The organism is Methylomonas sp. EFPC3 (genome assembly GCF_029643245.1).
Lineage (GTDB): Bacteria > Pseudomonadota > Gammaproteobacteria > Methylococcales > Methylomonadaceae > Methylomonas > Methylomonas koyamae_B.
Window position 1 is genome coordinate 3,137,947 of the sequence record NZ_CP116398.1, and the last position, 25,166, is coordinate 3,163,112.

The 25,166-nt window shown below is 54.7% G+C and carries 25 protein-coding genes; 8 read left to right on the forward strand and 17 right to left on the reverse strand.

What is annotated here, in order from left to right:
- Positions 1-95 precede the first annotated feature (95 nt).
- From PL263_RS14055 to rlmN, 3 genes are read left to right on the forward strand one after another with little or no spacing between them, the layout of a single operon-like run.
- Positions 96-548, forward strand: a complete 453-nt coding sequence (locus PL263_RS14055) for a TerB family tellurite resistance protein (protein WP_278209944.1) — start codon at positions 96-98, stop codon at positions 546-548.
- A gap of 28 nt (positions 549-576) precedes the next feature.
- A complete protein-coding gene (locus PL263_RS14060) occupies positions 577-933 on the forward strand; it encodes a hypothetical protein (RefSeq protein WP_278209945.1) in 357 nt (118 codons plus the stop codon).
- Positions 934-993: 60 nt separating this feature from the next.
- On the forward strand, positions 994-2,073 hold the full coding sequence (rlmN, locus tag PL263_RS14065; RefSeq protein WP_278209946.1) for a 23S rRNA (adenine(2503)-C(2))-methyltransferase RlmN: 1,080 nt from the start codon (positions 994-996) through the stop codon (positions 2,071-2,073).
- 611 nt (positions 2,074-2,684) lie between these two features.
- On the opposite strand, the gene glmS is transcribed toward rlmN, so the two are convergent.
- The 15 genes from glmS to mnmG all read right to left on the reverse strand — a co-directional run bounded on the left by glmS (position 2,685) and on the right by mnmG (position 17,329).
- Entirely contained in the window at positions 2,685-4,520 is a 1,836-nt protein-coding gene (gene glmS / locus PL263_RS14070) for a glutamine--fructose-6-phosphate transaminase (isomerizing) (RefSeq protein ID WP_140913177.1), read from the reverse strand.
- Positions 4,520-5,995 (reverse strand): bifunctional UDP-N-acetylglucosamine diphosphorylase/glucosamine-1-phosphate N-acetyltransferase GlmU, encoded by a 1,476-nt coding sequence (gene glmU, locus PL263_RS14075; protein WP_278209947.1) that lies wholly within the window; start codon positions 5,993-5,995, stop codon positions 4,520-4,522. Before glmU ends, glmS begins: the two co-directional genes overlap by 1 nt.
- Before the next feature lie 71 nt (positions 5,996-6,066).
- Positions 6,067-6,489: a F0F1 ATP synthase subunit epsilon gene (locus PL263_RS14080; RefSeq protein ID WP_140913179.1), complete on the reverse strand. Its 423-nt coding sequence runs from the start codon at positions 6,487-6,489 to the stop codon at positions 6,067-6,069.
- Positions 6,490-6,513: 24 nt separating this feature from the next.
- Positions 6,514-7,887: a F0F1 ATP synthase subunit beta gene (atpD, locus tag PL263_RS14085; RefSeq protein ID WP_278209948.1), complete on the reverse strand. Its 1,374-nt coding sequence runs from the start codon at positions 7,885-7,887 to the stop codon at positions 6,514-6,516.
- 45 nt (positions 7,888-7,932) lie between these two features.
- Positions 7,933-8,796, reverse strand: coding sequence for a F0F1 ATP synthase subunit gamma (gene atpG / locus PL263_RS14090; protein ID WP_278209949.1), 864 nt, complete (start codon positions 8,794-8,796; stop codon positions 7,933-7,935).
- A gap of 11 nt (positions 8,797-8,807) precedes the next feature.
- Positions 8,808-10,349, reverse strand: coding sequence for a F0F1 ATP synthase subunit alpha (atpA, locus tag PL263_RS14095; RefSeq protein ID WP_256609118.1), 1,542 nt, complete (start codon positions 10,347-10,349; stop codon positions 8,808-8,810).
- Positions 10,350-10,370: 21 nt separating this feature from the next.
- Complete coding sequence (locus PL263_RS14100) at positions 10,371-10,901, reverse strand: F0F1 ATP synthase subunit delta (protein ID WP_278209950.1); 531 nt, start codon at positions 10,899-10,901, stop codon at positions 10,371-10,373.
- A 3-nt stretch (positions 10,902-10,904) separates the two neighbouring features.
- A complete protein-coding gene (locus PL263_RS14105; protein WP_278209951.1) occupies positions 10,905-11,378 on the reverse strand; it encodes a F0F1 ATP synthase subunit B in 474 nt (157 codons plus the stop codon).
- Between the two features lie 101 nt (positions 11,379-11,479).
- Positions 11,480-11,764: a F0F1 ATP synthase subunit C gene (gene atpE, locus PL263_RS14110; protein ID WP_020484117.1), complete on the reverse strand. Its 285-nt coding sequence runs from the start codon at positions 11,762-11,764 to the stop codon at positions 11,480-11,482.
- Positions 11,765-11,806: 42 nt separating this feature from the next.
- Entirely contained in the window at positions 11,807-12,571 is a 765-nt protein-coding gene (atpB, locus tag PL263_RS14115) for a F0F1 ATP synthase subunit A (protein WP_140913185.1), read from the reverse strand.
- Between the two features lie 19 nt (positions 12,572-12,590).
- Positions 12,591-12,959, reverse strand: a complete 369-nt coding sequence (locus PL263_RS14120; protein ID WP_140913186.1) for an ATP synthase subunit I — start codon at positions 12,957-12,959, stop codon at positions 12,591-12,593.
- A 258-nt stretch (positions 12,960-13,217) separates the two neighbouring features.
- Positions 13,218-14,069, reverse strand: coding sequence for a ParB/RepB/Spo0J family partition protein (locus PL263_RS14125; RefSeq protein WP_278212882.1), 852 nt, complete (start codon positions 14,067-14,069; stop codon positions 13,218-13,220).
- The gene (locus PL263_RS14130; RefSeq protein ID WP_140913188.1) at positions 14,069-14,842 is read right to left on the reverse strand and encodes a ParA family protein; all 774 of its coding nucleotides are present in this window, start codon (positions 14,840-14,842) and stop codon (positions 14,069-14,071) included. Before PL263_RS14130 ends, PL263_RS14125 begins: the two co-directional genes overlap by 1 nt.
- The gene (rsmG, locus tag PL263_RS14135; RefSeq protein ID WP_278209952.1) at positions 14,835-15,461 is read right to left on the reverse strand and encodes a 16S rRNA (guanine(527)-N(7))-methyltransferase RsmG; all 627 of its coding nucleotides are present in this window, start codon (positions 15,459-15,461) and stop codon (positions 14,835-14,837) included. Before rsmG ends, PL263_RS14130 begins: the two co-directional genes overlap by 8 nt.
- Positions 15,461-17,329, reverse strand: a complete 1,869-nt coding sequence (gene mnmG, locus PL263_RS14140) for a tRNA uridine-5-carboxymethylaminomethyl(34) synthesis enzyme MnmG (RefSeq protein WP_278209953.1) — start codon at positions 17,327-17,329, stop codon at positions 15,461-15,463. Before mnmG ends, rsmG begins: the two co-directional genes overlap by 1 nt.
- Positions 17,330-17,383: 54 nt before the next feature.
- On the opposite strand from mnmG, the gene PL263_RS14145 reads away from it, so the two are divergent.
- From PL263_RS14145 to PL263_RS14165, 5 genes are all read left to right on the forward strand, one after another.
- A complete protein-coding gene (locus tag PL263_RS14145) occupies positions 17,384-17,578 on the forward strand; it encodes a hypothetical protein (protein WP_140913191.1) in 195 nt (64 codons plus the stop codon).
- Between the two features lie 28 nt (positions 17,579-17,606).
- Positions 17,607-18,215, forward strand: coding sequence for a GTP cyclohydrolase II (ribA, locus tag PL263_RS14150; protein WP_140913192.1), 609 nt, complete (start codon positions 17,607-17,609; stop codon positions 18,213-18,215).
- Between the two features lie 5 nt (positions 18,216-18,220).
- On the forward strand, positions 18,221-20,602 hold the full coding sequence (locus PL263_RS14155) for an ATP-binding protein (RefSeq protein ID WP_278209954.1): 2,382 nt from the start codon (positions 18,221-18,223) through the stop codon (positions 20,600-20,602).
- A 128-nt stretch (positions 20,603-20,730) separates the two neighbouring features.
- Complete coding sequence (locus PL263_RS14160; protein WP_278209955.1) at positions 20,731-22,269, forward strand: DUF1175 family protein; 1,539 nt, start codon at positions 20,731-20,733, stop codon at positions 22,267-22,269.
- Positions 22,239-23,930 carry a hypothetical protein gene (locus PL263_RS14165; RefSeq protein ID WP_278209956.1) on the forward strand — a complete coding sequence of 564 codons (1,692 nt, stop codon included), beginning with the start codon at positions 22,239-22,241 and terminating at the stop codon, positions 23,928-23,930. Before PL263_RS14160 ends, PL263_RS14165 begins: the two co-directional genes overlap by 31 nt.
- On the opposite strand, the gene PL263_RS14170 is transcribed toward PL263_RS14165, so the two are convergent.
- Together PL263_RS14170 and PL263_RS14175 are read right to left on the reverse strand one after the other, a co-directional pair.
- A complete protein-coding gene (locus tag PL263_RS14170; RefSeq protein WP_278209957.1) occupies positions 23,927-24,505 on the reverse strand; it encodes a GNAT family N-acetyltransferase in 579 nt (192 codons plus the stop codon). The genes PL263_RS14165 and PL263_RS14170 overlap by 4 nt on opposite strands.
- A gap of 25 nt (positions 24,506-24,530) precedes the next feature.
- The gene (locus tag PL263_RS14175) at positions 24,531-25,001 is read right to left on the reverse strand and encodes a hypothetical protein (protein WP_140913197.1); all 471 of its coding nucleotides are present in this window, start codon (positions 24,999-25,001) and stop codon (positions 24,531-24,533) included.
- Between the last annotated feature and the right edge of the window lie 165 nt (positions 25,002-25,166).

The following is a 25,166-nucleotide window of genomic DNA, read 5'->3' on the forward strand; positions in this document are numbered from 1 at the left end:
AGCCTTAGCCGCCGCCTCGTCGCATTCCCAATTCCCGATCGGCCTTTAGCCCGGTAACCTATACAAACTTTTCAACCCCATTTTCACTATGACCGATGCTAGACCAAATTAAACTATTTTTTGAGAAACACCTCGCCCTGCCATTACCGGCGGCTGCCGCAGAAGCCCAACTTCAACAGGCCTTGGTTGCATTGTTCATGGAAATGATGACGATGGACGATGTTTGCCAGGAAACCGAGCGGACGGCGATTTTATCGCTCACCAAAAAATGTATTTCGTTATCGACCGAACAGGCCGAGCATTTGATGGCAAATGCAGAACAAAAACGTCAACACGCGGTCGACTATTACGAATTTACCTCGCTGATCAACAAACGCTTCAGTCCCGGCGAAAAGGTCGGGTTGATACAATCGCTCTGGCAAATTGCCTATGCCGACGGCCAACTTGACCCACAAGAAGAATATCTGGTGCGGAAAATTGCAGATCTTTTGGGTGTCTCTCATACCGATTTTATAATGACCAAACTTCGGGTGAATGGCAAACCCTAAGTCCGCTAAAAACTTATCCGAATCACGCATGAAAAAACAGAAGAAAAACAAAGACCTCTGGTTGAATCAAACTGATATCGAAGTCGGTTGCTTGTACCTGACGACCGCCCGGCAATACCGTGCGGTGTTGGCGATGAAGGGCGACTTCTTGATCTATGTGCCCAGTTCCGAAGCAATGGCAGCCTTAGCAGCGGATGCCAACATGCCGTTTGAAAATTCTCCGTTCAAAAAATGCCAAATCGCCACTTTCGCTCAGAAAGAATACCAGGCATTCGAATGGCAAGGCACTCAAGCCCTCCGCCACAAACTGACGGCCGACCAACTGGCCGAAGCGATTAGCCAGTGCAATGCCAAAGCCGCCATTGAGGTGTTATTGGCCGAGTAACCAACAGCGCCTTTAGCAACAAATTGAAATCCTCAATTATCCTCATCAGGAGAGCCCCTTTTGAAACAATCCTTTTATGATCTGAGTTATTCGGATTTAGAGGCCGTTGCCAGTGAAAATGATTTAAGCCCTTCAGTGCCGGCAGTCCTGTTTAATTGGCACTACAAGAAAAAAGAAATTAATCGCTGCCGCAATAAAATTTCCAAATCATCTTCTGCTTTCTTCGATGCCCATTTCGATTTTTCGCTGCCGGAAATCGATACGGTCTATCAATCGAACAAAGATCGAACAGTCAAATTTCTGTTCAAACTCAAAGACCAGTACAAAGTCGAAACAGTCCTCATTCCGTTCAATAACAAATATTCTATTTGCCTGTCGTCGCAGGTCGGTTGCGCCATGAATTGCTCCTTTTGTTTTACAGGAGAACAAGGACTTAAAAGAAATTTGGCGACCAACGAAATTATCGGCCAATTTCTTCAGGCTTGGCGCTGGTTGGCAACCAACAGACCCGGCGAAGAGCGTATTTTAAATATTGTATTTATGGGGCAAGGCGAGCCTTTACATAACTTTGATGCCGTCAAAAAAGCCTGCGAAATTTTTTTATCGCAATACGGCACCTCAATCGGAACTCAAAAGATTACGATCTCAACGGCCGGCTATATTCCTGGGCTTAAAAGATGGAGCCAGGAAATACCTGGCGTGAATCTGGCTCTATCACTGCATTCGCCTTATACCGAAAAGCGAAATGAATTGATTCCACTCAACAAAAAGTACCCACTAGCCGAAGTAGTATCATATATTGACCAGATACCGCTGCAAAAGAAGCAGTTTATTACTTACGAATATATTCTGATAAAAGGCTTCAACGATACCGCCGATGATGCGAATAAACTCGGTAAGATGCTTGCCGGTAAAAGTGCATATATAAACCTGATTCCTTTTAATGAATTTCCGGGGTCGCGCTACACTTGTCCTGATGCTGCGGCAATTGAAAATTTCAAAGCGGTTTTAGATACTTACAAAATTCCGACTTTAATTAGAGGCACCAAAGGCGATGATGTATTAGCCGCATGCGGACAGCTCAATTCAAATCAACAAATTCGCAAACAATCCTTGAATCCCGCCGAAATCATTCCGTAAAAACCAGGCAAGATTAAAACTACTTAACATTCAATTTTATTAATCCGGGCGGATTTCGCTATGTTTTGCCGTCCGCAGCACCGTCGTCAGGCCAAATTTCCTGGCAGGCATTTTCTGCTTGCTGCCGCTTTTGTTAGGCGATGGTTCCACATAATTGCCATGCGCCAAGCGAGTTTTGATCGACGGTTCAAGTAACGAAACTCAAGTTTTCGGCAATCCTCGGCTTCGTCAAGATTGGTACTGTTTTCACTTGATAAATCGAATATACTCGAGAATCATGCGCATGCGTGTCAGGTGATAGATCGCGAAGGTAAATACGGTTTGAGCGGCCGATATTATTCAAACCACGGAATTTCGTTTGCCCCAGGGTACCCAAGGTCTAACGCAGCCGCTTACTTCGTCAATCAGCTTACGGATCGTGAACAAGCGGAAATACTTTACTCCGCCTTGCCGATTACAAGAGTTAAATATAATTAACAGCCTGTATAGTGCGAGGTTACACCAGTAGTAACCCTTTAAAAACAACTACTGGTGTAAACAATTTTTATGACTTTATTAAACGTTTTACGACTTTAATCTCACAAAACAAATCCTTTCCGTCGACGCTTCCGCTATTCCACCGTGACCGATTTTGCGAGGTTCCTCGGTTGATCGACGTCGGTGCCTTTTAGCACGGCGACGTGATAGGAAAGTAGTTGTAGCGGTATCGTATAGATGATCGGTGAGATGGCATTGGCGACGCTGGGCATTTTGACGATTTGCACGTTCTCGTCGGCGGCGTCGCTTTCGGCCAGGTCTTCGTCCATGAACACGATCAACTGCCCGCCGCGGGCGCTGACTTCCTGGATGTTGGATTTGAGCTTTTCCAGCAGGTTATTGTTCGGCGCGACCGTGACCACCGGCATTTCGGCATCGATCAAGGCTAGCGGGCCGTGCTTCAATTCGCCGGCCGGATAGGCTTCCGCGTGGATATAGGAAATCTCCTTCAGCTTCAAGGCGCCTTCCATCGCGATCGGGTAATGCGTGCCGCGACCGAGGAACAGTGCATTGTGCTTGTCGGCAAATCGCTGCGACAACAGTTCGATGGCATTGTCCAGCTTAAGCACTTTTTCGATGTTGCCGGGCAAGGCGAACAATTGCGAAACGATGTGCTCCTCTTTGTCGGCGCTGAGTTCGAAACGGCGGCCGATGGCGATGATCAGCATCAACAAGGCCACCAACTGTGTAGTGAAGGCCTTGGTCGAGGCGACGCCAATTTCCGGGCCGGCGCGGGTCATCAACACCAAATCCGATTCGCGCACCAGCGAGCTTTCCGGCGCGTTGCAAATCACCAGCGAATGTTTGACGCCGAGCTTTTTAGCTTCCTGCAATGCGGCCAAGGTGTCGGCGGTTTCCCCTGACTGGGAAATGGTGACGACCAGGGTATCCGGGGCTACGACCGGATTGCGGTAGCGGAATTCGCTGGCAATTTCGATTGCACAGGGAACCCTGGCGTATTTTTCGAACCAGTAGCGGGCGACCAAACCGGCATGGTAGCTGGTACCGCAGGCTAAAATCAGAACCGACTTGATCTGGTCGAACACTTCGCCTGCGTTATGGCCGAAGGCGTTATCCTGCAAGCGGCTGTCGATGAAACGGCCTTCCAACGTTTCCGATACCGCCCAGGCTTGCTCGTAGATTTCCTTGAGCATGTAGTGGCGATATTTGCCTTTGTCGACCGCGTCGGCCTTGAGCTGGCTTTCGATGACCGGGCGGACCACGCGACGGCCGGCTTCGTCGAATATCGTCACGCCGTTGATGGTCAATTCGGCGATGTCGCCGTCTTCCAGGAAGATGAAGCGCTGCGTCACCGGCAACAGCGCGGCGATATCGGAGGCGATGAAGTATTCGCCGATGCCGATGCCGATTACCAATGGACTACCCTTGCGGCAGGCGACCAATACGTCGGGTTGTTCGCTGTCGATCACGCCCAGAGCGTAGGCACCGCGCAAGCTTTTGATGGTTTTGCCGACCGCGTCGAGCAAGCTAGCAGCCTCTTTTAGCTCTTCGGCAACCTTGTGGACAATGACTTCGGTATCGGTTTCGGACGTGAAAACGTAACCGTTTTCCTGCAGCGAGGTCCTAAGGTTATCGTGGTTTTCGATGATGCCGTTATGCACGACTCCGACCCGGTCCTTGCTAATGTGCGGGTGGGCGTTGCGGGTGCTGGGCTTACCGTGAGTTGCCCAACGGGTATGGGCGATGCCGATGCGGCCTTCGATCGGATCGGCCGCGATCAATTCTTCCAATCCTTTAACCTTGCCCAATTCGCGCTTCCGGAATATTTCGCCGCTGTGGATTACAGCCAGTCCGGCCGAGTCGTACCCGCGATACTCAAGGCGCTTTAAGCCTTCAATCAAAATCGGGACCACGTTTCGTTGAGCAACACCTGCGACTATGCCACACATTATTCTTTCTCCGACCGACAGGGATGTTGGGAGTGCAGAAGATTGTCCGGAACAATCTCTGCCGACTTACAGGGAGGTGAGGAGTGCGAAGCATTGTCGGGAGCAATCTCCGCCAGTTTTACCGGTCTCTGCCAAGTCGGTACGCTAAGCTGCTTGGTGCGGCTCAACGTCAATTGGTCATCGGGCGTATCCTTGGTGATGGTGGAACCCGCACCTATCGTGGCATTTTTGCCCACTGTCACCGGCGCTATCAATTGAGTATCTGAGCCGATAAACGCGCCGTCGCCGATCACGGTTTTGAATTTATTGACGCCATCGTAATTGCAGGTGATGGTCCCGGCCCCGATATTGACTTTGCTGCCGACCTCGCTATCACCAATATAGCTCAAGTGGTTGATTTTGCTAGCGCTGGCAACCGTGGATTTTTTAATCTCGACGAAATTGCCAATATGAACGTGGTCGGCCAATTCGGTTTGGGGCCGTAGCCGGGCAAAAGGACCAATTCGGCTGCCACTGCCAACGCTGGCGTCTTCAAGTACGCTGTTCGCCAATATTTCTACGCCGTCGGCAATCGTCGCATTTTTGAGCACGCAGTTCGGCCCGATTTTGACGTTGGAACCGATGCGATTCGTGCCTTCGAAAATCACATTGACGTCAATATCGATGTCCTGGCCCAATTCGGCAAACTCACCACGGATGTCGATACGAGCCGGGTCCCTGAGAGTGACACCTTTTTCCATCAGCACTTGCGCTTGTTCGGCTTGATAGACTCGTTCCAGATGGGCGAGTTGGGCCCGGTTATTGACGCCCAACACCTCGTCGGCACTGCCGGCCTGACTGGTCTCGATGGTCAAACCGTCTTCCACCGCCATTTCGATGATGTCGGTCAAATAATATTCGTTTTGGGCATTGTTATTGCCAAGTCTGGCCAGCCATTGTTTAAGTTGACTGCCTTTGCAAGCCAGAATGCCGGTATTGCCTTCCGTGATTTGCAATTCGGCTTCGTTGGCGTCTTTTTGTTCGACGATTTTCACCACCGCATGGTCTTTGTCGCGGACGATACGGCCATAGCCGGTCGGGTCGTCCAGATTGACCGTCAGCAAGGCCAAAGAGGTCAGGCTGACTTTATGTAACAGCGCGTTCAGGGTTTTCGCTTTCAGTAACGGCACGTCGCCGTACAAAATCAACACCGTATCCGGATCTTCGACATGGTGGATGGCCTGTTGCACTGCGTGTCCGGTACCCAATTGCTGCTTTTGTTCGATCCAGGTGGCATCCAGCACGGCCAGAGTTTGCTTGACCGTCTCGCCACCGTGGCCGTAGATGATGTAGATTTGGTTGTTTTCCAGAGATCGCGCAGTCTCGTAGACGTGTTGCAATAGCGCTTTGTCTGCAATTTCGTGCAGTACTTTCGGCCGGGACGAGCGCATACGCGTACCCTGGCCGGCGGCGAGAATAATGGTTTTTATCGACATCGCTATTCCTTAAACAAAAAAAGCCCGATAACGTTACGCTATCGGGCTTAAATTTTCACGCAATTCGTGTTTTATGCGCCACGCTTTCTGAGTCTGTCCAAAGTTTTCAATTGGTTAACAGCTTGGGCCAACTCGGCTTGGGCAATTGCGTAGTCGTATTTGCCGGACTTGTCTTGCAACATTTCTTCCGCTCTGGCTTTGGCTTGCAATGCCGCCGCTTCGTCAATGTCGTGGGCTCTAATCGCGGTTTCAGCCAGCACCGTCACCAAATGCGGCTGAACCTCCAAGAATCCGCCGGACACGAAAAACGCCTGCGATTCTTTGTCGCTGATTTTGACCCTGACTTCGCCGGGCTTCAGTTTGGTAATCAACGGCGCATGGCGCGGCGCGATACCGACTTCACCCAACTCGGCAGGAGCGAACACCATCTCCGCCAAGCCGGAAAAGATCTCCGCCTCGGCACTGACGATGTCCACATGTATTGTCATTGCCATGTTAAAACTCTCCTATGAGCCGGATTACATGCCTTTGGCTTTTTCGACGGCTTCGTCAATCGTGCCGACCATATAGAAAGCTTGTTCCGGCAGGCTGTCGTATTCGCCACTGATGATGCCTTTGAAGCCGGCAATGGTATCTTTCAGCGAAACGTATTTGCCTGGTGAACCGGTGAAGACCTCGGCCACGAAGAACGGCTGCGACAGGAACCGCTGGATTTTACGCGCCCGAGCCACGGTCAATTTGTCTTCTTCCGACAATTCGTCCATACCCAAGATCGCGATGATGTCACGCAGCTCTTTATAGCGTTGCAGGATACCTTGCACGGTCCGGGCAGTTTCGTAGTGTTCCTGACCAATCACCAACGGATCCAGCTGACGGCTGGTGGAATCCAGCGGATCAATGGCAGGGTAAATACCCAGCTCGGCGATTTGACGGGACAATACCACGGTCGCGTCCAAGTGGGCAAAGGTGGTAGCTGGCGACGGGTCGGTCAAGTCGTCCGCAGGTACGTATACCGCTTGGATCGAGGTGATAGAACCGGTCTTGGTGGAAGTAATCCGCTCCTGCAATACACCCATCTCTTCGGCCAGTGTAGGCTGGTAACCTACCGCAGACGGCATCCGGCCCAACAGCGCGGAAACTTCGGTACCGGCCAGCGTGTAACGATAGATGTTATCAACGAAGAACAGTACGTCGCGACCTTCGTCGCGGAAGAATTCGGCCATGGTCAGACCGGTCAACGCTACCCGCAAACGGTTTCCCGGTGGCTCGTTCATTTGGCCGTATACCAACGATACTTTATCGATAACGTTGGAATCGGTCATTTCGTGGTAGAAGTCGTTGCCTTCGCGAGTCCGCTCGCCCACGCCGGCAAATACCGAATAACCGCTGTGTTCAATCGCGATGTTACGAATCAACTCCATCATGTTGACGGTTTTGCCTACGCCGGCGCCACCGAACAGGCCGACTTTACCGCCTTTCGCGAACGGGCAAACCAAATCGATAACTTTGATACCGGTTTCCAACAATTCGTTGGCTGGGGCTTGTTCGTCATAGGATGGCGCATCGCGGTGGATGGTCCACTTTTCTTTCTCGCCGATCGGGCCTTTTTCGTCGATCGCTTCACCGAGAACGTTCATGATTCGGCCCAGCGTGGCTTGGCCTACCGGTACTTTAATCGCCTCGCCGGTGTTGGTGACATTGACGCCGCGGCTCAGACCGTCGGTGGAACCCATCGCAATGGTCCGTACCACGCCGTCGCCCAGTTGTTGTTGAACTTCCAGAACCAGACCGCCCTCGACATTCAACGCGTCATATACTTTCGGCAAGTTGTCGCGTGGAAATTCCACGTCGACGACCGCACCGATGATTTGAACGATTTTACCCAAACTCATTATGTCGTCCTCTATAAAAATCTATCTAAACTTGTCTTGAATGCGTTACACCGCGGCGGCGCCGGCGACGATTTCGGAAATTTCCTGCGTGATCGCGGCCTGTCTGGCTTTGTTGTAGACCAGTTGCAATTCTTTAATGATATTGCCGGCGTTGTCGGAGGCGCTTTTCATCGCCACCATCCGTGCAGCCTGTTCGCAGGCATTGTTTTCCACCAAGCCCTGGAATACCGCGGACTCGACGTAGCGAATCAATAAGCTGTCCAATACGTCTTTGGCGTTGGGTTCGTACAGGTAATCCCACCGGCCCTTGCTCTCTTCGCCCAGTTCGCCGACCGATACCGGCAACAATTTCTGCATCACCGGCTTTTGGGTCATGGTGTTGACAAAGTCGTTGCTGAGCAGAAATAGCTCGTCGATATCGCCATTAGTGAACGCATCCAACATGATTTTGATCGGGCCGATAATGTCGCTCTGGTGCGGCGTGTCGCCCAATTTCGAGACTTGGCCAACCAAATTGGCGTTGATCATGCTGAAAAACGCAGCACCCTTACCACCAATCGCGCAGACATCGACGGCAATATCTTTGCTTTGCCACTGCTGCATTTCGCCCAGCACTTTTCGGAACAGGTTGGCGTTCAAACCACCGCATAAACCACGGTCGGAACTCACCACGATAATGCCCACCCGTTTTACTTCCCGTTCGATCATGAACGGATGTTTGTACTCCGGATTGGCTTTGGCCAGATGTCGAATGATCTGGCCAATTTTTTTCGAGTAAGGCCGGGTAGCCTGCATACGGTCTTTGGTTTTACGCATCTTACTCGCGGCCACCATTTCCATGGCGCGAGTAATCTTCTGAGTATTCTTGATACTCGCGATTTTTGATCGTATCTCTTTACCAACAGCCATGTGCGAGTCCCTTACCAGCTAGCAGTCTTGACGAAACGCTCGATCGCCGCGTGAATGCCTTTTTGGATTTCGTCGTTGTAGTCGCCTTTCTCGTTGATTTTGGCCATCAACTCGGCTTCCTCGTTTCGCATGAAATCCAGCAGAGCCGCTTCGAATACGCGTACTTGCTTGACTTCCAGGCTATCCAGGAATCCATTATTGGCCGCATACAGCGAAACGCCCATCTCTGCGACCGACATCGGCGCATATTGGTTCTGCTTCATCAATTCGGTAACGCGTTGGCCGCGCTCAATCTGTTTGCGGGTGCTTTCGTCCAAGTCGGAAGCGAACTGAGCGAATGCCGCCAACTCGCGGAACTGCGCCAAGTCCAGACGAATACCGCCGCCCAACTTTTTGATGATCTTGGTTTGCGCCGCGCCACCGACCCGAGAGACCGACAGACCCGCGTTAACCGCTGGACGGATACCGGAGTTAAACAGACCGGTCTCCAAAAAGATCTGGCCGTCGGTGATCGAAATCACGTTGGTCGGAACGAAGGCCGAAACGTCGCCGCCTTGGGTTTCGATAATCGGTAGTGCGGTCAGCGAACCGGTTTTGCCCTTAACTTTTCCGCCGGTCAGTTTCTCGACTTCGTCGGCATTGATACGGGCAGCACGTTCCAGCAAACGGGAGTGGATGTAGAACACGTCACCTGGATAGGCTTCACGTCCCGGCGGACGGCGCAGCAACAAAGAAATTTGGCGGTAGGCCCAAGCTTGCTTGGTCAAATCGTCGTAAATAATCAGTGCGTCTTGGCCATTGTCGCGGAAGTACTCGCCCATCGAACAACCGGTGTACGGTGCGATAAATTGCAACGCAGCGGATTCGGACGCCGACGCGACGACGATGATGGTGTGCTCCATCGCGCCGTGTTCTTCCAATTTACGCACCACGTTGGCAATCGACGAACGTTTTTGCCCGATCGCGACATAAATACATTTAATGCCGGTGCCTTTTTGATTGATGATGGCATCGACAGCAATCGCGGTTTTACCGGTTTGACGGTCGCCGATGATCAACTCCCGTTGGCCGCGGCCAACCGGAATCATCGAATCGATGGATTTCAATCCGATTTGCACCGGTTGATCAACCGATTGGCGAGCGATAACACCCGGTGCGATTTTTTCGATTGGGGAGGTCAGATTGGTCTCGATCGCGCCTTTGCCGTCGATCGGGTTGCCCAGCGCATCGACCACACGGCCCAACAGCGCTTCGCCGACTGGTACTTCCAAAATCCGGCCGGTGCATTTAACGGTGTCGCCCTCAGTGATGTGCTGGTAAGCACCCAACATCACCACGCCGACAGAATCTCTTTCCAGGTTTAAAGCCATGCCGTAAGAGCCGCCAGGAAATTCCAGCATTTCACCTTGCATTGCTTCAGACAAACCGTGAACCCGAACGATACCGTCGGTAACGCTGACCACGGTGCCCTCGGTGTGGGCTTCGAGGTGGGCGTCGAAGTTCTCGATCTTCTTCTTGATCAGATCACTTATTTCTGATGGATTTAATTGCATGTTATTTTCCCGCTCTAACTCTTAAAGTCTTTTAGCTAATTGATGAAGCTGACCTCTGACGGAACCGTCGATGACTTTGTCGCCGGCTTTGGCGAGAATGCCTCCAATTAACGATTTGTCGACAGACACTGACGCGTTGACTTTTTTATGCAAAAACTTCTCGAGCATGGCGACGTACTTGCCTTGCTCGGTTTTTGTCAACGGGTATGCGCTTTGCAGCTCGACATTGACATAACCTTCGTCGTCGGCCCTATACTGTTCGAACATTACCGAAATCTGAGGCAACAAAGGCAATTTGTCGTTCTCGATCAACACCTTGAGAAGATTCTTGGCTTCATCGTGAATTTGATCCTGGCAAATATCCAGGACCAACTGTGCTGTATTCTGTTTGTTGACTCTGGGGTTAGCGACGATTCCAGCCAAAGTTTCGTCCTGAACCAGCAAAGCCAAAAACGTCAAAGAATCGGACCAGTTTTGGGCAGCATTGGCTTCTTTGGCCCGCTTGAAAGCGGCCTGAGCATAAGGTCTTGCTAATGTCGATATTTCAGCCATCGCTTAACCCAATTGTTCCGCCGCTTTACTGATAATGTCTTGGTGCTTGGCCTTGTCGATTTCTTCTTTCAAAATCTGCTCGGCGGCACGCAAAGCCAAAGAGGAAACTTCTTTACGCAAACTTTCCTTGGCGTGCAACATTTCCTGTTCGATTTGAGCCTTCGCGGCTTCCAACAAGCGCTCGCCTTCTTTCTTGGCTTGTTCCTTGGCTTCTTCAACTAATTGGTTGGCGCGCTTTTGCGCGGCGCTGACGATCTCGGCCGACTGCTCCTTGGCTTCCTTCAAAACGCTTTTAGCTTTCTTTTCAGCCAGTTTAATTTCTTCCTGACCCTTCTCAGCCGCAGCCAAACCTTCCGCAATTTTGGTTTTGCGCTCTTCCAGAGCAGCAATGATCGGCGGCCAGACATACTTCATGGTGAACCACACCAGAAGCGTGAAAGTGATCATCTGCCCGATCAGAGTAGCATTGATACTCATTGATGCTTTCCTCGTAATGCCGTTGTTAGTCTATCTGTCCGCAGTCGTACATAAACGACACGCAAAAGGCTCACGCCTTAGGTTACAGATGGTTGGGTTAATTAACCTGCAACGGATTGAACGGCAGAAAGGAACGGGTTTGCGAAAGTCAGCATCAGAGCCAAACCCACACCGATCATGGTTACCGCGTCAAGCAAACCGGCGATGATGAACATTTTCACTTGCAGCATTGGCACCAGCTCAGGTTGGCGGGCTGCACCTTCCAGGAATTTACCGCCCAACAGGCCGAAACCGATAGCAGTACCGATCGCGCCCAAACCCAGAATGATACCGACGGCAATAACGGTGAAGCCTTGAACGTTGGCGATTAATGATGCGAGTTCCATAATGTCTCCTAAAGATTGATATGAATGTAAAAAATAAAGCGGTTAGTGGTCTTCGCAGGCCAGACTCAGGTAAACGATGGTCAAAACCATGAATATAAAAGCCTGCAAAGTGATCACCAGAATGTGGAATACGGCCCAGGGGAAGCCCAACACAGGCTGCACGATCGGGGGCAACAATGCGATCAGGATGAATACCAACTCGCCAGCATACAGGTTACCGAATAGCCGCAAACCCAGCGAGATCGGTTTAGCCAACTCTTCGACGGTTTTCAACAGCAGATTGAACGGCATCATTTTCGGACCGAACGGAGTGCAAGTCATTTCGTGGGCAAAACCGGCCAAGCCTTTGACTTTAATGCTGTAAAAGAAAATCAGGAAAAATACGCTGATAGACAAGGCGAAGGTGCCGTTCAAATCGGTACTGGGCACGACCCGCATATATTCCATGCCCATCAGGCTACCGATCATCGGCAGCAAATCCACCGGCAGCATATCCATCGCATTCCACAGGAATACCCAGCAGAAGATAGTCAGTGCCAACGGTGCAATCAACGCACTACGGCCGTGAAAACTGTCTTTAACCTGGGTATCTACAAATTCGACCAGCATTTCGGCGATGTTTTGCGCCAACCCCGGAACACCGGAGGTTGCCCGTTCGGCAACCGATTTAAAAAACAAAATGAACAATCCGCCCAAAAACACGGAAAAAAACAAGGTATCCAGATGCAATTTCCAAAATCCCTCACCAACCGCCAACGGAGTTAAGTGGTGGACTATGTAACCGGTTGCGCCGCCTTCACTAGCCATTTTGCCTCTCAAATAAAAACTAACCGCGCCAATAGAAAAGCGCGAACCAAAAAACCGACAACACTGCGATATAGCCAACCAGCAGTGTTAAAAAATTAACCCAAGGGATCTGCAATACCATCGCGAACAATGCTGCTGTGAGCAATAACTTGACCGTTTCGCCGGTATAAAAAGCCTTTAAGATGCCGGGTGCTTCCTGATATCTGGCAAGATAAACTTTGTACGCAAAGTAAAGGTTTGGAATCAAGGCCACACCACCACCTAGCAGTGGCGATATCGCGGATTTCCAGCCGCCAATCAATAAAAATCCCGACGCCACTACCGTAGCCATCAGGACCTGCGTGTACAACACCCGTCTGACAGTTGAAAACGAATTTTCCACTGTCATAAAACTCTCCTCGACCGTTAAGCGCGCCGATTATATCCAGCCATCGCGGTTTACGCAAGGTAAGGCCGCTACACGACTCAAAGCTAAGGCTTTGAAGCACAATCAAGAAATTGATACCACAGCGGCAATTCGTTTAACGCCCCGACAACAAAAGCAATAGCCGTGCCAGTGGCAAAATCAATAGTATTTCTAAGGTTTGTTGAAAAAACCGTGTCGGAGATGCGACAAACCGACAAGGGCTTGCGACAACCTGCCGCATCAGTGAATTTTCCCAATGATACCTTCCAACTCTTCCAGGCTGGTGTAATTGATGATCAACTTGCCCTTGCCGCCGGCCTGATGATTGATCTCGACCTTGGCGCCGGTGCGTTCCGACAGCTCGCGCTGCAAACGCAAGGTATCGGGGTCGATTCTCTTCGCCTGAGCCGCCGGCTTTTCATCGTGCATCTCACGCACCAGCTTTTCCACCGCTCGCACGCTCAAGCTTTGCTTGACTGCTTTATGAGCAATCTCGACCTGTTTCGATTCGTCCAAACCCAGCAAGGCGCGAGCATGACCCATTTCCAGCAAGCCTTTGCCCAGCATGGTTTTGACTTCGCCGGCCAATTCCAACAAGCGCAGTAAATTAGTTACCGTGGTGCGCGACTTGCCGACCGCTTCGGCGACCTGTTGATGCGTCAGCTCGAATTCGTCCTGCAAGCGGTGCAAGGCTTCGGCCTCTTCCAGCGCATTCAAATCCTCGCGTTGGATGTTTTCGATCAAAGCGATCGCCATTACCGAACGGTCGTCGATGTCTTTCACCAGCACCGGCACTTCGGCCAGCTCGGCCAACTGCGCGGCGCGCCAACGCCGCTCGCCGGCGATGATTTCGTATTTCTCGCCGGCGATTTTGCGCACGACAATCGGTTGAATGATGCCTTGCGCAGCAATCGAATCAGACAGCTCTTTCAGCTTTTCCGGATCCATATCCTTACGCGGCTGGTACTTGCCGCGTTGCAGAAATTCGATCGGCAACTTTTGGGTGTCGTGGGTTTTTTCCGGAGCCGGGGCCGAAACATCGCCGAGCAACTCGCTCAAACCTCGACCCAAACCGCGTTTTTTCGGATTCATCATTTGGCTGCTTTGTGTTTGCGGATCAATTCGCCGGCCAGCGCGATATAGGCGACCGCACCGCGCGACGCTTTATCGTAAGCCAAGACCGGCACACCGTGGCTGGGTGCCTCGGCCAAGCGGATATTCCGGGGAATCGTGGTCCGGAACACTTTGTCGCCGAAATATTCGATCAATTGGTCAGACACGTCCTTGCCCAACCGGCTCCGGCTATCGACCATCGTTCTGAGTATGCCTTCCAAATGCAAACCCGGATTCACGGTATCGCGAATATTGCGCAGGGTCGACATCAACGACGACAAGCCTTCCAAAGAGTAATACTCGCATTGCATCGGAATCAAAACGCTGTGGGCGGCGACCATGGCGTTCAGCGTCAGCATGTTCAACGACGGCGGACAGTCGATCAAAATGTAATCGTACTGATCCTTGACCGGCAACAAGGCATCGGCCAGACGTCGCTCCCGATGCTGAGCCGTCATCAATTGCACTTCGGCGGCAGTCAGATCGGCATTACCCGGAATCAAGTCGAACCCCAAATCCTTGTTCTTGACGATGATGCCTGAGACCGGCACCTCTTCCAGCAACAACTCGCAACTGGAATATTCCAGCTCGTCCTTGTTGACGCCGCAGCCCATCGCGGCATTGCCCTGCGGATCAAGATCGATCAACAGAATCTTGCGCTTGGTCGCCGCCAACGCCGCCGCCAGATTGACGCTGGTGGTAGTCTTGCCGACACCGCCTTTTTGGTTGGTGATCGCGATTATCTTAGCCATGCTTGAGTCTCTCTATGCGAATCAGACAACGCTCGGCATCTATGCCAGGCACCGCCAACGGGATCACTTGGTATTCGGCGTCTATTCCGGCTAACTCTTCGACAGGCTGCTGGCCTTTCATCGCCAATAGCACGCCGTCGTCGACCAATAAATGACCGGTCATTTTAACGATGTCCGGCATTGAGGCGAAAGCCCGCATCAACACCATGTCAAACAATTCGGCAGGTTGGAACTGCTCGACCCGGCTATGCACCACTTCGACATTGCTCAGCTTCAATTCCAGCACAGCCTGCTGCACGAAACGGGTTTTCTTGGAATTGGAATCGACCAGCACGAACTTGCATTCGGGGCGGCAAATCGCCAATGGTATGCCGGGCAAACCGGCACCGGTACCGATGTCGGCGATTCGGGACGGTTTGATATGCGGCAATACGGCCAGACTATCCAGAATATGCAAACCGACCATTTCCAGCGGTTCGCGCACGGCGGTCAGGTTATAGGCTTTGTTCCATTTTGCAATCAGCTGTACAAACTTGAGCAACGATTCGATTTGCTCGGCAGACAAATTCAACGCCAAGGCCGCAAGGCCCTGCTGCAATTTTTCCCGACAGGCTTGCATCAGGCGCTTTTCTTTTTCAGATGCACCAACAACAACGAAATCGCCGCCGGTGTGATGCCGGGTATCCGCGACGCCTGACCCAGAGTTTCCGGGCGCTGTTTTTTCAGTTTTTCGCTGACTTCATTGGACAGGCCGGACACCAGACTGTAATCGACGTTTTCCGGCAATTTCAAATGCTCATAACGCTGGGTACGGCTGATTTCGGTTTGTTGACGGTCGATGTAACCGGCATATTTGGCCTGAATCGCCACCTGCTCGGCAACTTGCTCGTCAACTTCGGTTTCGTCGCTGAAGGTTAACAGGTTTTCGATATCGACTTCCGGCCGGCGCAGCATATCCATCAAGCTGGCTTCCTTGAACAGCTTTTTGCCCCAATACTGCTCGGCCAACGCCGCTTCGTCGGATTCGGCTCTGATCCACTTTTTCGCCAGCTTGCCTTGCAGATTGGCAATCGCTTCGCGCTTTTCCTCGAACCGGTGCCAACGCTCGTCGTCGACCAAACCCAATTCGCGGCCTTGTTCGGTCAGACGCAGATCGGCGTTATCTTCGCGCAACTGCAAGCGGTATTCGGCGCGACTAGTGAACATTCGATAGGGTTCGGCGGTGCCACGAGTGATCAAATCGTCGATCATCACGCCGATATAAGCTTCCTCGCGGCCGGGGCACCAGCTTTCCAGGCCTTTTGCCAGCCGCGCGGCGTTCAAACCGGCGATCAAGCCTTGCGCCGCCGCTTCTTCATAGCCGGTGGTGCCGTTGATCTGGCCGGCGAAGAACAGCGCATTCATGTGCTTGGTTTCCAGCGACGTCTTCAGATCGCGCGGATCGAAAAAGTCGTATTCGATGGCATAACCGGGACGGACGATTTCGGCATTTTCGAAACCGAGCATGGTACGGATGAAACGATACTGGATATCGAACGGCAAGCTGGTCGAAATACCATTCGGATAGACTTCGTTGGTATTCAAGCCTTCCGGTTCGACGAAAATCTGGTGCGAATCACGGTCGGCAAACCGCACTACTTTGTCTTCGATCGACGGGCAGTAACGCGGACCGACGCCTTCGATGATGCCGGAATACATCGGCGAGCGATCCAAGCCGGAGCGAATGATGTCGTGGGTTTCCTGATTGGTCCGCGTGATATGGCAACAAATCTGGCGCGGGTGCTGCTGGCGATTGCCCATGAACGAAAATACCGGCACTGGCGTATCGCCATGCTGTTCCTGCAACTTGCTGTAATCGATGGTGCGGCCGTCGATGCGGGCCGGGGTACCGGTTTTCAAACGGCCGATCCGGAACGGCAATTCGCGCAGGCGCTCCGCCAATGCAATCGAAGCCGCATCGCCGGCGCGACCGCCGCTGTAATTTTCCAGGCCGATATGGATACGGCCGGCCAAGAAGGTGCCGGCGGTCAACACCACGGCCTTGGCGTTAAATTCCAAACCCATCTGGGTTTTGACGCCGGTAACGCGGTCGCCTTGCACGATCAAATCGGATACGGTTTGTTGAAACAGCGCCAGATTGGGCTGATTTTCCAACGCGCTGCGCACCGCTTGTTTGTAAAGCATACGGTCGGCCTGGGCCCGAGTTGCCCGCACCGCCGGGCCTTTACTGGCGTTCAAAATCCGGAACTGGATACCGCCCAAATCGATGGCCTTGGCCATGATGCCGCCCAACGCATCGACTTCCTTGACCAAGTGGCCCTTGCCGATGCCGCCGATCGCCGGGTTGCAACTCATCTGCCCCAACGTTTCGATGTTTTGGGTCAGCAACAGCGTTTGTGCACCGGTACGCGCCGCCGCCAGCGCCGCCTCGGTGCCGGCATGGCCGCCGCCGACCACGATCACGTCAAAGTCTTTCTGGAATTTCACAGGCAATCTATGTTCAAATAAAACGTTATTTTAATAGCTTAGCGAGAAAAAAGCATGAGAAAACAAAACCCCGGCCAGGGTTTACCGGCCAAACCCAAGCATAACCCGGTCGCCAAATTCGCCCGCCAATTCAACAAGGCGCAAACCTACGCCGACAAAACCCAATACCGCCGCAAAGCCAAACATCGCGGGCTGGAGCCTTTTGCCATCGTTTCCCGTGAGGCGATCGCAAAAGGCTTAGCCGCGTAACCCGCGCATTTCAAGGATTTCCAGCTCAGTGAAAGCAACCGTAGAAGACAAAGTTCAAACCCGGATTCCGACCGAACACGGCGAATTCATCCTGCATTACTACAGCAACAGCCTGGACGACAAAGAACACGTGGCCTTCGTCAAAGGCGACGTAGCCGGCAAGGACGACGTGCCGGTTCGCATCCATTCCGAATGCTTTACCGGCGACGTGCTCGGCTCCCGCCGCTGCGACTGCGGCGAGCAGTTGGACATGGCATTGGACATGATCGACACGGCCGGCTACGGCGTGTTGATCTACCTGCGCCAGGAAGGCCGCGGCATCGGCCTGTTGAAAAAACTGCAAGCCTACAACCTGCAAGACCAAGGTCTGGATACCGTCGATGCCAACATCAAACTCGGCCATCTGGCCGACGAGCGCCAATACGACATCGCCGCGCTGATCCTGGACAACCTGAAGGTACATTCGATCGAGTTGATCACCAATAATCCGCAAAAAATCGACGAGCTGACCAAACTCGGCGTGCAAGTGAATAACCGGATTGCCATCGAAACCCGCATCCACCGCGACAACCTCGACTATCTGAAAACCAAGGCCGAACGCATGCGCCACATGTTGTCGGTACCCGACCGTTCCTGAACAACATGTTAGATCACTTGAAACTGCCGGCCGCAACGCTGAAGCTGACGATCGACCTGCCGGCCGACGCCGCCGGCCCGTATAGCGGCATCCTCGGCCAAAACCGCGCCCAGTCGGCGCTGGCATTCGGCATCGCAATGAAGGCCCCCGGTTACAACATCTTCGTGATGGGCGATCCGGGAACCGGCCGGCTATCGATGGTCAGCCACCATCTGACCGCCTATGCCGAGCAGCAGGAATCGCCGCTATCCTATGCCTATGTCGAGAACTTCGAAAACCCGCGGGAACCGGTCGCCGTCGAACTGCCGTCCGGCGAAGGCCATAGTTTTGCGAAAGACATCGAAAAGCTGATCGACAACGTCTTGGCCACCTTTCCGGCCGCATTCGAAAGCCCCAGTTACCAGCAAAAGAAAACCGCGATCGAGCGCCGTTTCAACCAGCGCTACAACGCGGCGATCGATTTGGTCGACAGCAAAGCCAGAGCGATGGGCGTGGCCTTGTACCGCGACAACGACTCGATCACCTTCCTGCCCATCCGCAACAACAAGGCGCTGGACGAGGAGCAATTCACGCTGCTGCCGGAAGCCGAGCGCGACGCCTTCCACCAACACACCGAAGAACTGGAAGAATACTTGGGTGACGTGCTGCTGGAACTGCCGCAATGGCGGCGCACACTGGCCGAAGAAATCCGCCAACTGGATAGCGACACGATCAAACTGGCCCTGGAACCGCTACTGGCCGAACTGACCGACAAATACCAAAACGTCGACGACGTCATCACCTATCTGGCGGAAGTCGAGAAAAACCTGAGCAACACCATCAGCGATTTCCTGATGCCGACTCGCAATCCGGAAAGCCGGGAAATCATCGCCAAGCGCCAGATGCTGGTCGAACAATATCTGCCCAACATCCTGGTCGATTGCAAACACGACGCCGCCGGCGCACCGGTCATCTACGAACCGCACCCGATCTACCAAAACCTGTTCGGCCGCATCGAATATATCAGCGACCAAGGCACGCTGATCACCAACTACCGCCGCATTTGCCCCGGCTCGCTGCACCGGGCCAACGGCGGTTACCTGATCCTCGACGCCGAAAAAATACTGACCTATCCCTTCGTCTGGGAAGGCCTGAAACGGGCACTGAAAGCCGGCAAGATCGAGATCGAATCGCCGTATTCGGAATTGGGCATCAACACCATCACCTTGAAGCCGGAAGTAATCCCGCTCAACGTCAAAGTGATTTTGGTCGGCACTCGCGATATTTACTATCTGTTGGAAGAGCTGGATAGCGAATTCAACGAGATGTTCCGCGTCTTGGCCGACTTCGACGACTACATCAAACGCACGCCGGACAGCATCGGCCAATTCGTGCAGGTCATGAAACAACAGGCGCGCGATGCCGGCGCCAAACCGCTGACCGACGGCGCCCTGGTAAGACTGATCGAACACAGTTGCCGGCTGGCCGAAAATCAGCAACGGCTGTCGGCGCACGTCAACAACTGTCTGGAAATCATCGCCGAAGCCAACCTGCTGGGTAGCCAGACCGGCGCCGCGCAGATCGGCAAGGCCGAAGTCGAACTGGCGCTGGCCGCCCGCGAGCAACGCAACGGCCGCATCGCCGAAGCCATTCTGGAAGAAATGCTGGACGGCACGATTTTGATCGATACCGACGGCGAAGCCATCGGCAAGGTCAACGGCCTGACCGTGATGGACATCGGCGGTAGCAGCTTCGGCGCGCCGGCGCGGATCACCACCACGGTGCATCCCGGCTCGCGCGGCATCGTCGACATCGAACGCGAAGTCGAACTCGGTCAGCCGATCCATTCCAAGGGCGTGATGATTCTGACCGGCTACCTCGGCCACTGCTACGCCCAGCAATTTCCGCTGGCGATCTCGGCCAGCATCGCCATGGAGCAATCCTACGGCCACATCGACGGCGACAGCGCCTCGCTGGCCGAATTGTGCTGCCTGATCTCGGCACTGACCCGCACCCCGATCAAGCAGGGCTTTGCGATGACCGGCTCGATCAACCAATACGGCGAAGTGCAGGCCATCGGCGGCGTCAACGAAAAAATCGAAGGCTTCTTCGAACTCTGCGCCGCGCGCGGTTTGACCGGCCGACAGGCGGTAATCATTCCGGCCTCGAATAAACGCAACCTGATGCTGAAACGGGAAGTGATCGACGCGGTGGAACAAGGCTTGTTCGCGATTTACGCCATTTCCAGCGTCGACGAAGCCTTGAACCTGTTGACCGGGCAGGAAGCCGGCGCGATGAACGCCGAAGGCCAGTACCCGGAAGGCAGCGTCAACTTCAAAGCCGTCGCCCGGCTCAAGGAAATTTCCGAAATCACGTCCGACGACGACAAGGAAACCGAGACCGGTTAGGCCAAACATCAACTTCCCCGCAAGCAACCCCGCCGACATCGGCGAACCAGACCCAGATTTGCCGTTAGCGGGTTTGGTTGCTACAGTTCCTGCACCGAATTGGAGTCCGATAGCCGGTGGAGGCCTGGATGCGGAGATTTACCTTGTTCAACCGATGCCGGCTACCCGGCTTGACGCTGGCCGGCCTGGCTTTCGCGCTGCAATGTCTGGCCGCTCCCAGCGACGACCCCGATATCCTGGCCCGCCGCGGCCAGCAACGGCCGCTTGCCGCAGGCCAAACCGAAGCGCCGGCCATTACGCTGAGCAAACCGGCCGGGGGCTGGACCAGCGGCTTGCAGATTACCGTGGCCGGTACCTGCTCCGACCCCAACGCGGACCCCATCGTCGTCAACATCAACGGTGTGCGTTACTACGTGCGCAACCTCAACGGCAGTTTCAGCCGGGCCTTCCCGGCCGCAAAAGGTAAAAACAGCGTCATCGCCGAATGCGCCAATGCCGCCGGCGTCGCCAAGGCCTCGACCACCATAGACGCGGTGATTTCGCCGATCGCATTGAAAGTGATCCTGACCAGCGACAGCGACGGCGTCTATACCGACTTGCATATCTACGAACCGGATAAAAGCCACGTCTATTGGGCCGATACCAACTCCAACAGCGGTGGCATTTTCTTTTTAAACTCCAACGGCGACAACTTCGACCAGGCCGGCTACGGCCCGTATCTATACGTGCACCCGGCGCCGCCGGTTGGCGTGTTCCGCATCGATACCAATTATTGGCCGGGCGGCGCGGTCCAACACACATTAGCGAACCTGGACATCATTCTCGACGAAGGCCTGCCCACCGAGAGCCGGCGCCGGGTGCAAAAACCGCTGGCCCGTCCCGGCGAAACCCAAACCCTGGCTTACGTCTCGATCCAGGGCAACCGCCAGCCGGCGAAAATTTATGTCCCCGGCCAGGACGCCGAGCGCGACATGCCGGCCGAGGTGCGCGAATACATTCAACACGAACCAAAGCGCGAAGGCGAAGCCGAGGACAGCGCGGAAGAGCTAGGTTATCTGCCGCCACAAGATACCGAGGCCTTGCGCGAGAGCGTCACCAACATTGCGCTGCTACAGGCCCGCAAGCTCAGCCCGCTATGGGAACCCAAACAACGCGACTGCGCCGGCCTGGTCCGCTTCGCCTACCGTACCGCTCTGGAGCCGCGCGATGCGGCCCGCAGCGCCAAACTCGGCATCCCCAACAAATTGAAACTGCCAACCGTCTCCGAACAGGCCCGCAAACTATTGCCCGGCTATCCGCAAATCTGGCAGACCGGTTTGAATAACGGCGCCGCCCGTTACGGCCATTTCGCCGACGCCGAAACCCTGATCGGCTATAACTTCCGGCTGAAATCTCGCGATCTGGCCACGGCGCAAAGCGGCGATTTGCTGGTCTACCAAAAGCCTTTGATAAACGACGAACCCTACCACCTGATGCTTTTCGCCGCCGGCCGCGCCGAGAATCTGGCCGTCTACCATAACGGCGCCCAGGGCAGCGAAGGTCAGGTACGGGTGGTGCGCGTCGCCGAATTGTTGCAATCGCCGGACCCGGTCTGGATTCCCCGCCCGGAAAACCCCTATTTCCTCGGAGTGTACGAATGGAACCGCTTACCACCGCAAAGCGCCTGACCGCCATCGCCGCCGGTATAGCATTGGCCGCCGGTGCAAGCGTTGCGCTTTACCAGCACTTGACCGAGCAACCTCTGGCCAAGTTGGTCCGCGCCGACCTGCCGCTGCTGGACTTGACCGTGAAATTGCGCGATGCAGCGCGGAACGATCTGGACGCTAGTGCTTCGCTAGTCGGCAGCAATGACGAGGTGCCTGCCGGCGACGAGCGCTGCCCGGCGCTGACCGGCGGCGACATCGGTTCCGCCACCGCAGTGGACGTGTCGATCAAGCGCCCGGCCGATTGCCCCCGCCGCGCCGCCTGGTACGTGCGCAAACATCCGGTGGCGTTTACCTTGTATTTCAACCGCGGCGATGCGTTTCTGAACTGGTGGGACAATCAGCCCGAACTGCGGCAGATGGTGGAAAACCGTTTCGTCAAAGGCCTGTTCTTCGGCCTGCTGCAAAGCCTGCACGTCAAAGCCGAACAACTCAACTTACAAGGCATGCAAGGCGACTTTTTGCTGCAAGTACTACGCGACGCGGTCAATGCCAACGCCGAATTGCATTACGACATGGCTCACGGCAGCCAGGGCTGGGTCATCAGTTATCGGCGCAGCGCCAGCGGCTTGGCCGACCAAGCCCTGCCGGCGCTGGCCGGCGTCCTGGCCAGCAGCGGCTACCGGGTCGCCAAGTTGCCGGAACCGATTCTGGAAGCCCGCATCGGCCTGCAAAAACTGTTCTTTACCGAATTTCGCGGCCGGATTTATCTGGCGCAAAGCCTGGAAGCGTTACTGAATGTGTTGGACAGCACCGTGCCGGAACCGGCCGACAGTGATGCGCCGCTGAGCCTGACCGTGCGCAGCGAGGCCTTCGTCGCCAATCTGTTGCCGGTATTCGCCGGGGCGGAAACCTATCCGTTGCGCTGGGATTTTGCGCTCGCTGCCGGCGCACCGGGCGCGTTGCACTTGCCGGCCGCGACTTGGCAGGGTCAATTGCACAGCCGGCTGTTCGAAGGGGTGGTTGCCAGCATTCCGCACGATGCCTTCGCCGGCTTCGCCGCCAGCCTGGCGCTGCCGCCGGACCTGACTGCGGAGGATTGGCGCGAATGGGCGACTACCGGCCCGTCAGCCAACCCGCCCGGCCCGGAAGCGGCCGGCATCGGCCTGGTGTGGGACTTCAGCCCGGACGACCCGAGCGGTGCGGTCGGCGTCGTCGTCGCCAACCCCAGCCAACCGCAAGCCAGTGCTGCTTATGCCCAGTATCTGAAAAATCCCGACCTTGGCGCCGAATGCGGTGGCGGCAGCCTGTTTCTGGCCGCCAGCTCGCCGAACTTGTTGACGCGGATGAAAGACGCCTGCAACAAACAGTCGCTGAGTCCGCTGGACTGGCAGCGCGGCGCCGAAAAAACGCGGTTGCAGGATGCGCAGTTGATCGCCTTCGTCAATCCCGGCGCGGCTACCCGCGAATTATTCCTGGCCGGCGGCGCCGGTGCCAACCAGGACGCCAACGAATTCGCCCCGCGCTGGCAACAGGACTACGAAGCCGCCAAAGCCTCGATGCGTCAAGACGGCGACAAGTTATTCGCCGGCCTGCCGATTTTGAGTTACGCCGGGCGGATTGCCGAGCCTAGCGCCGGGGCGACCTTGACCGGCAAGCTGATCGCGCAAACCGCAAGCCCTTAGCCGTCGGCAGCATCGGTATCCGCAACCCGGCTTGGCGGCGGCGACTCTGTGCTGAACCGGGCCGGTTTTTCCAGCCGCTCCAGGCATAAATCGCCGACTTTAGGCGTCCATAACGCCGGGTTGAGCGGAAACGGTTGGATTTGGCCGGTGCGGCGGTAGCCGCGGCGTTGGTAAAACTCGATCAGCTCCTGGCGCAACGGAATCACGGCCATCGAAAAGCGCTGTACCGGCCAGACCTGCTCCGCCCACTGTTCGGCTTGACGCAATAGCTGTTTGCCGATGCCCTGGCCCTGGTGGCAAGGACTGACCGCAAGCATGCCGATCTGCACCTGGCCGGCGCCGTATTGCAAATGCACCGAACCCAGCAATTGGCCATGTTGCCTGCAGACCAGAATCAACGAGTCGGCGCCAGCCAACAACTTGACGATGCCGGCGGCGTCGATGCGGCGGCCTTCCAACAAATCGGCCTCGGTGGTCCAACCCAGGCGACTGCTTTCGCCGCGATAGGCGGAGTTGATCAACTCCGCCAAGGCCTCGGCGTCGTTCGCATCCGCCTTACTAAATGCCAATGCCATCGCCTGCTCCCGACCCACCCTTCGATCAAGCCAGCCAGGCTTTGACTTTGGCTTTGACATCCGCTTTCAATTGTTTGGCAAAGCGGTAAATTGCAGTATCGGCGATTTTGGCATGCGCCCAGCGCAGCCAAGCGCTGATGGTGTGGTAGATAAAAGCGATTGGCCTAAACGTCAGCAGTTGCGGTTTGGTCAGGTTGAACACCCTTGCCACCAGTAAGGTGCCGAGCAGTTTGGCGAACACTTCCAGCAAGATCCCCTGCAGCAGCAAGCCGTGCACCAGCAGCGACAACGCGGCGAGATTGATCGGCGTCACGATCATTAATGGTACCGTAATCGCCAGCAAGGCCATCGGCGGCGAGGTTCGGCTCAGCCAAACTTCAACCCGTTCCAGCCGCAACCACAGCGCCAGATAATGGCCGCAAGCCGACAGGAAGTCCCACAGCCATTCCTCGATAATCAACACAATGGCAAGCAGGGTAAGCAACAGTTTTTTCATCGTCGTCATCCGGCAAAAATTCAAGGGCACTATACCGAAACCGGCTCGGCGTTGTCGCCGGAAACATAAAACCGCTTCCGGGGGGTTTACAGCCAAGCCCATCGGCCCAATGGCTTGACCCCGGTTTAGCCGGCGGCGGGGTTTGGCCTCATCGCGCTCCGGCCG

Coding starts and splice junctions, on each gene's coding strand:
- PL263_RS14055 (WP_278209944.1), top strand. CDS start 96: ATGCTAGACCAAATTAAACTATTTTTTGAGAAACACCTCGCCCTGCCA.
- PL263_RS14060 (WP_278209945.1), top strand. CDS start 577: ATGAAAAAACAGAAGAAAAACAAAGACCTCTGGTTGAATCAAACTGAT.
- glmS (WP_140913177.1), bottom strand. CDS start 4,520: ATGTGTGGCATAGTCGCAGGTGTTGCTCAACGAAACGTGGTCCCGATT.
- glmU (WP_278209947.1), bottom strand. CDS start 5,995: ATGTCGATAAAAACCATTATTCTCGCCGCCGGCCAGGGTACGCGTATG.
- PL263_RS14080 (WP_140913179.1), bottom strand. CDS start 6,489: ATGGCAATGACAATACATGTGGACATCGTCAGTGCCGAGGCGGAGATC.
- atpD (WP_278209948.1), bottom strand. CDS start 7,887: ATGAGTTTGGGTAAAATCGTTCAAATCATCGGTGCGGTCGTCGACGTG.
- atpG (WP_278209949.1), bottom strand. CDS start 8,796: ATGGCTGTTGGTAAAGAGATACGATCAAAAATCGCGAGTATCAAGAAT.
- atpA (WP_256609118.1), bottom strand. CDS start 10,349: ATGCAATTAAATCCATCAGAAATAAGTGATCTGATCAAGAAGAAGATC.
- PL263_RS14100 (WP_278209950.1), bottom strand. CDS start 10,901: ATGGCTGAAATATCGACATTAGCAAGACCTTATGCTCAGGCCGCTTTC.
- PL263_RS14105 (WP_278209951.1), bottom strand. CDS start 11,378: ATGAGTATCAATGCTACTCTGATCGGGCAGATGATCACTTTCACGCTT.
- atpE (WP_020484117.1), bottom strand. CDS start 11,764: ATGGAACTCGCATCATTAATCGCCAACGTTCAAGGCTTCACCGTTATT.
- atpB (WP_140913185.1), bottom strand. CDS start 12,571: ATGGCTAGTGAAGGCGGCGCAACCGGTTACATAGTCCACCACTTAACT.
- PL263_RS14120 (WP_140913186.1), bottom strand. CDS start 12,959: ATGACAGTGGAAAATTCGTTTTCAACTGTCAGACGGGTGTTGTACACG.
- PL263_RS14125 (WP_278212882.1), bottom strand. CDS start 14,069: ATGAATCCGAAAAAACGCGGTTTGGGTCGAGGTTTGAGCGAGTTGCTC.
- PL263_RS14130 (WP_140913188.1), bottom strand. CDS start 14,842: ATGGCTAAGATAATCGCGATCACCAACCAAAAAGGCGGTGTCGGCAAG.
- rsmG (WP_278209952.1), bottom strand. CDS start 15,461: ATGCAAGCCTGTCGGGAAAAATTGCAGCAGGGCCTTGCGGCCTTGGCG.
- PL263_RS14145 (WP_140913191.1), top strand. CDS start 17,384: ATGAGAAAACAAAACCCCGGCCAGGGTTTACCGGCCAAACCCAAGCAT.
- PL263_RS14155 (WP_278209954.1), top strand. CDS start 18,221: ATGTTAGATCACTTGAAACTGCCGGCCGCAACGCTGAAGCTGACGATC.
- PL263_RS14160 (WP_278209955.1), top strand. CDS start 20,731: ATGCGGAGATTTACCTTGTTCAACCGATGCCGGCTACCCGGCTTGACG.
- PL263_RS14165 (WP_278209956.1), top strand. CDS start 22,239: ATGGAACCGCTTACCACCGCAAAGCGCCTGACCGCCATCGCCGCCGGT.
- PL263_RS14170 (WP_278209957.1), bottom strand. CDS start 24,505: ATGGCATTGGCATTTAGTAAGGCGGATGCGAACGACGCCGAGGCCTTG.
- PL263_RS14175 (WP_140913197.1), bottom strand. CDS start 25,001: ATGAAAAAACTGTTGCTTACCCTGCTTGCCATTGTGTTGATTATCGAG.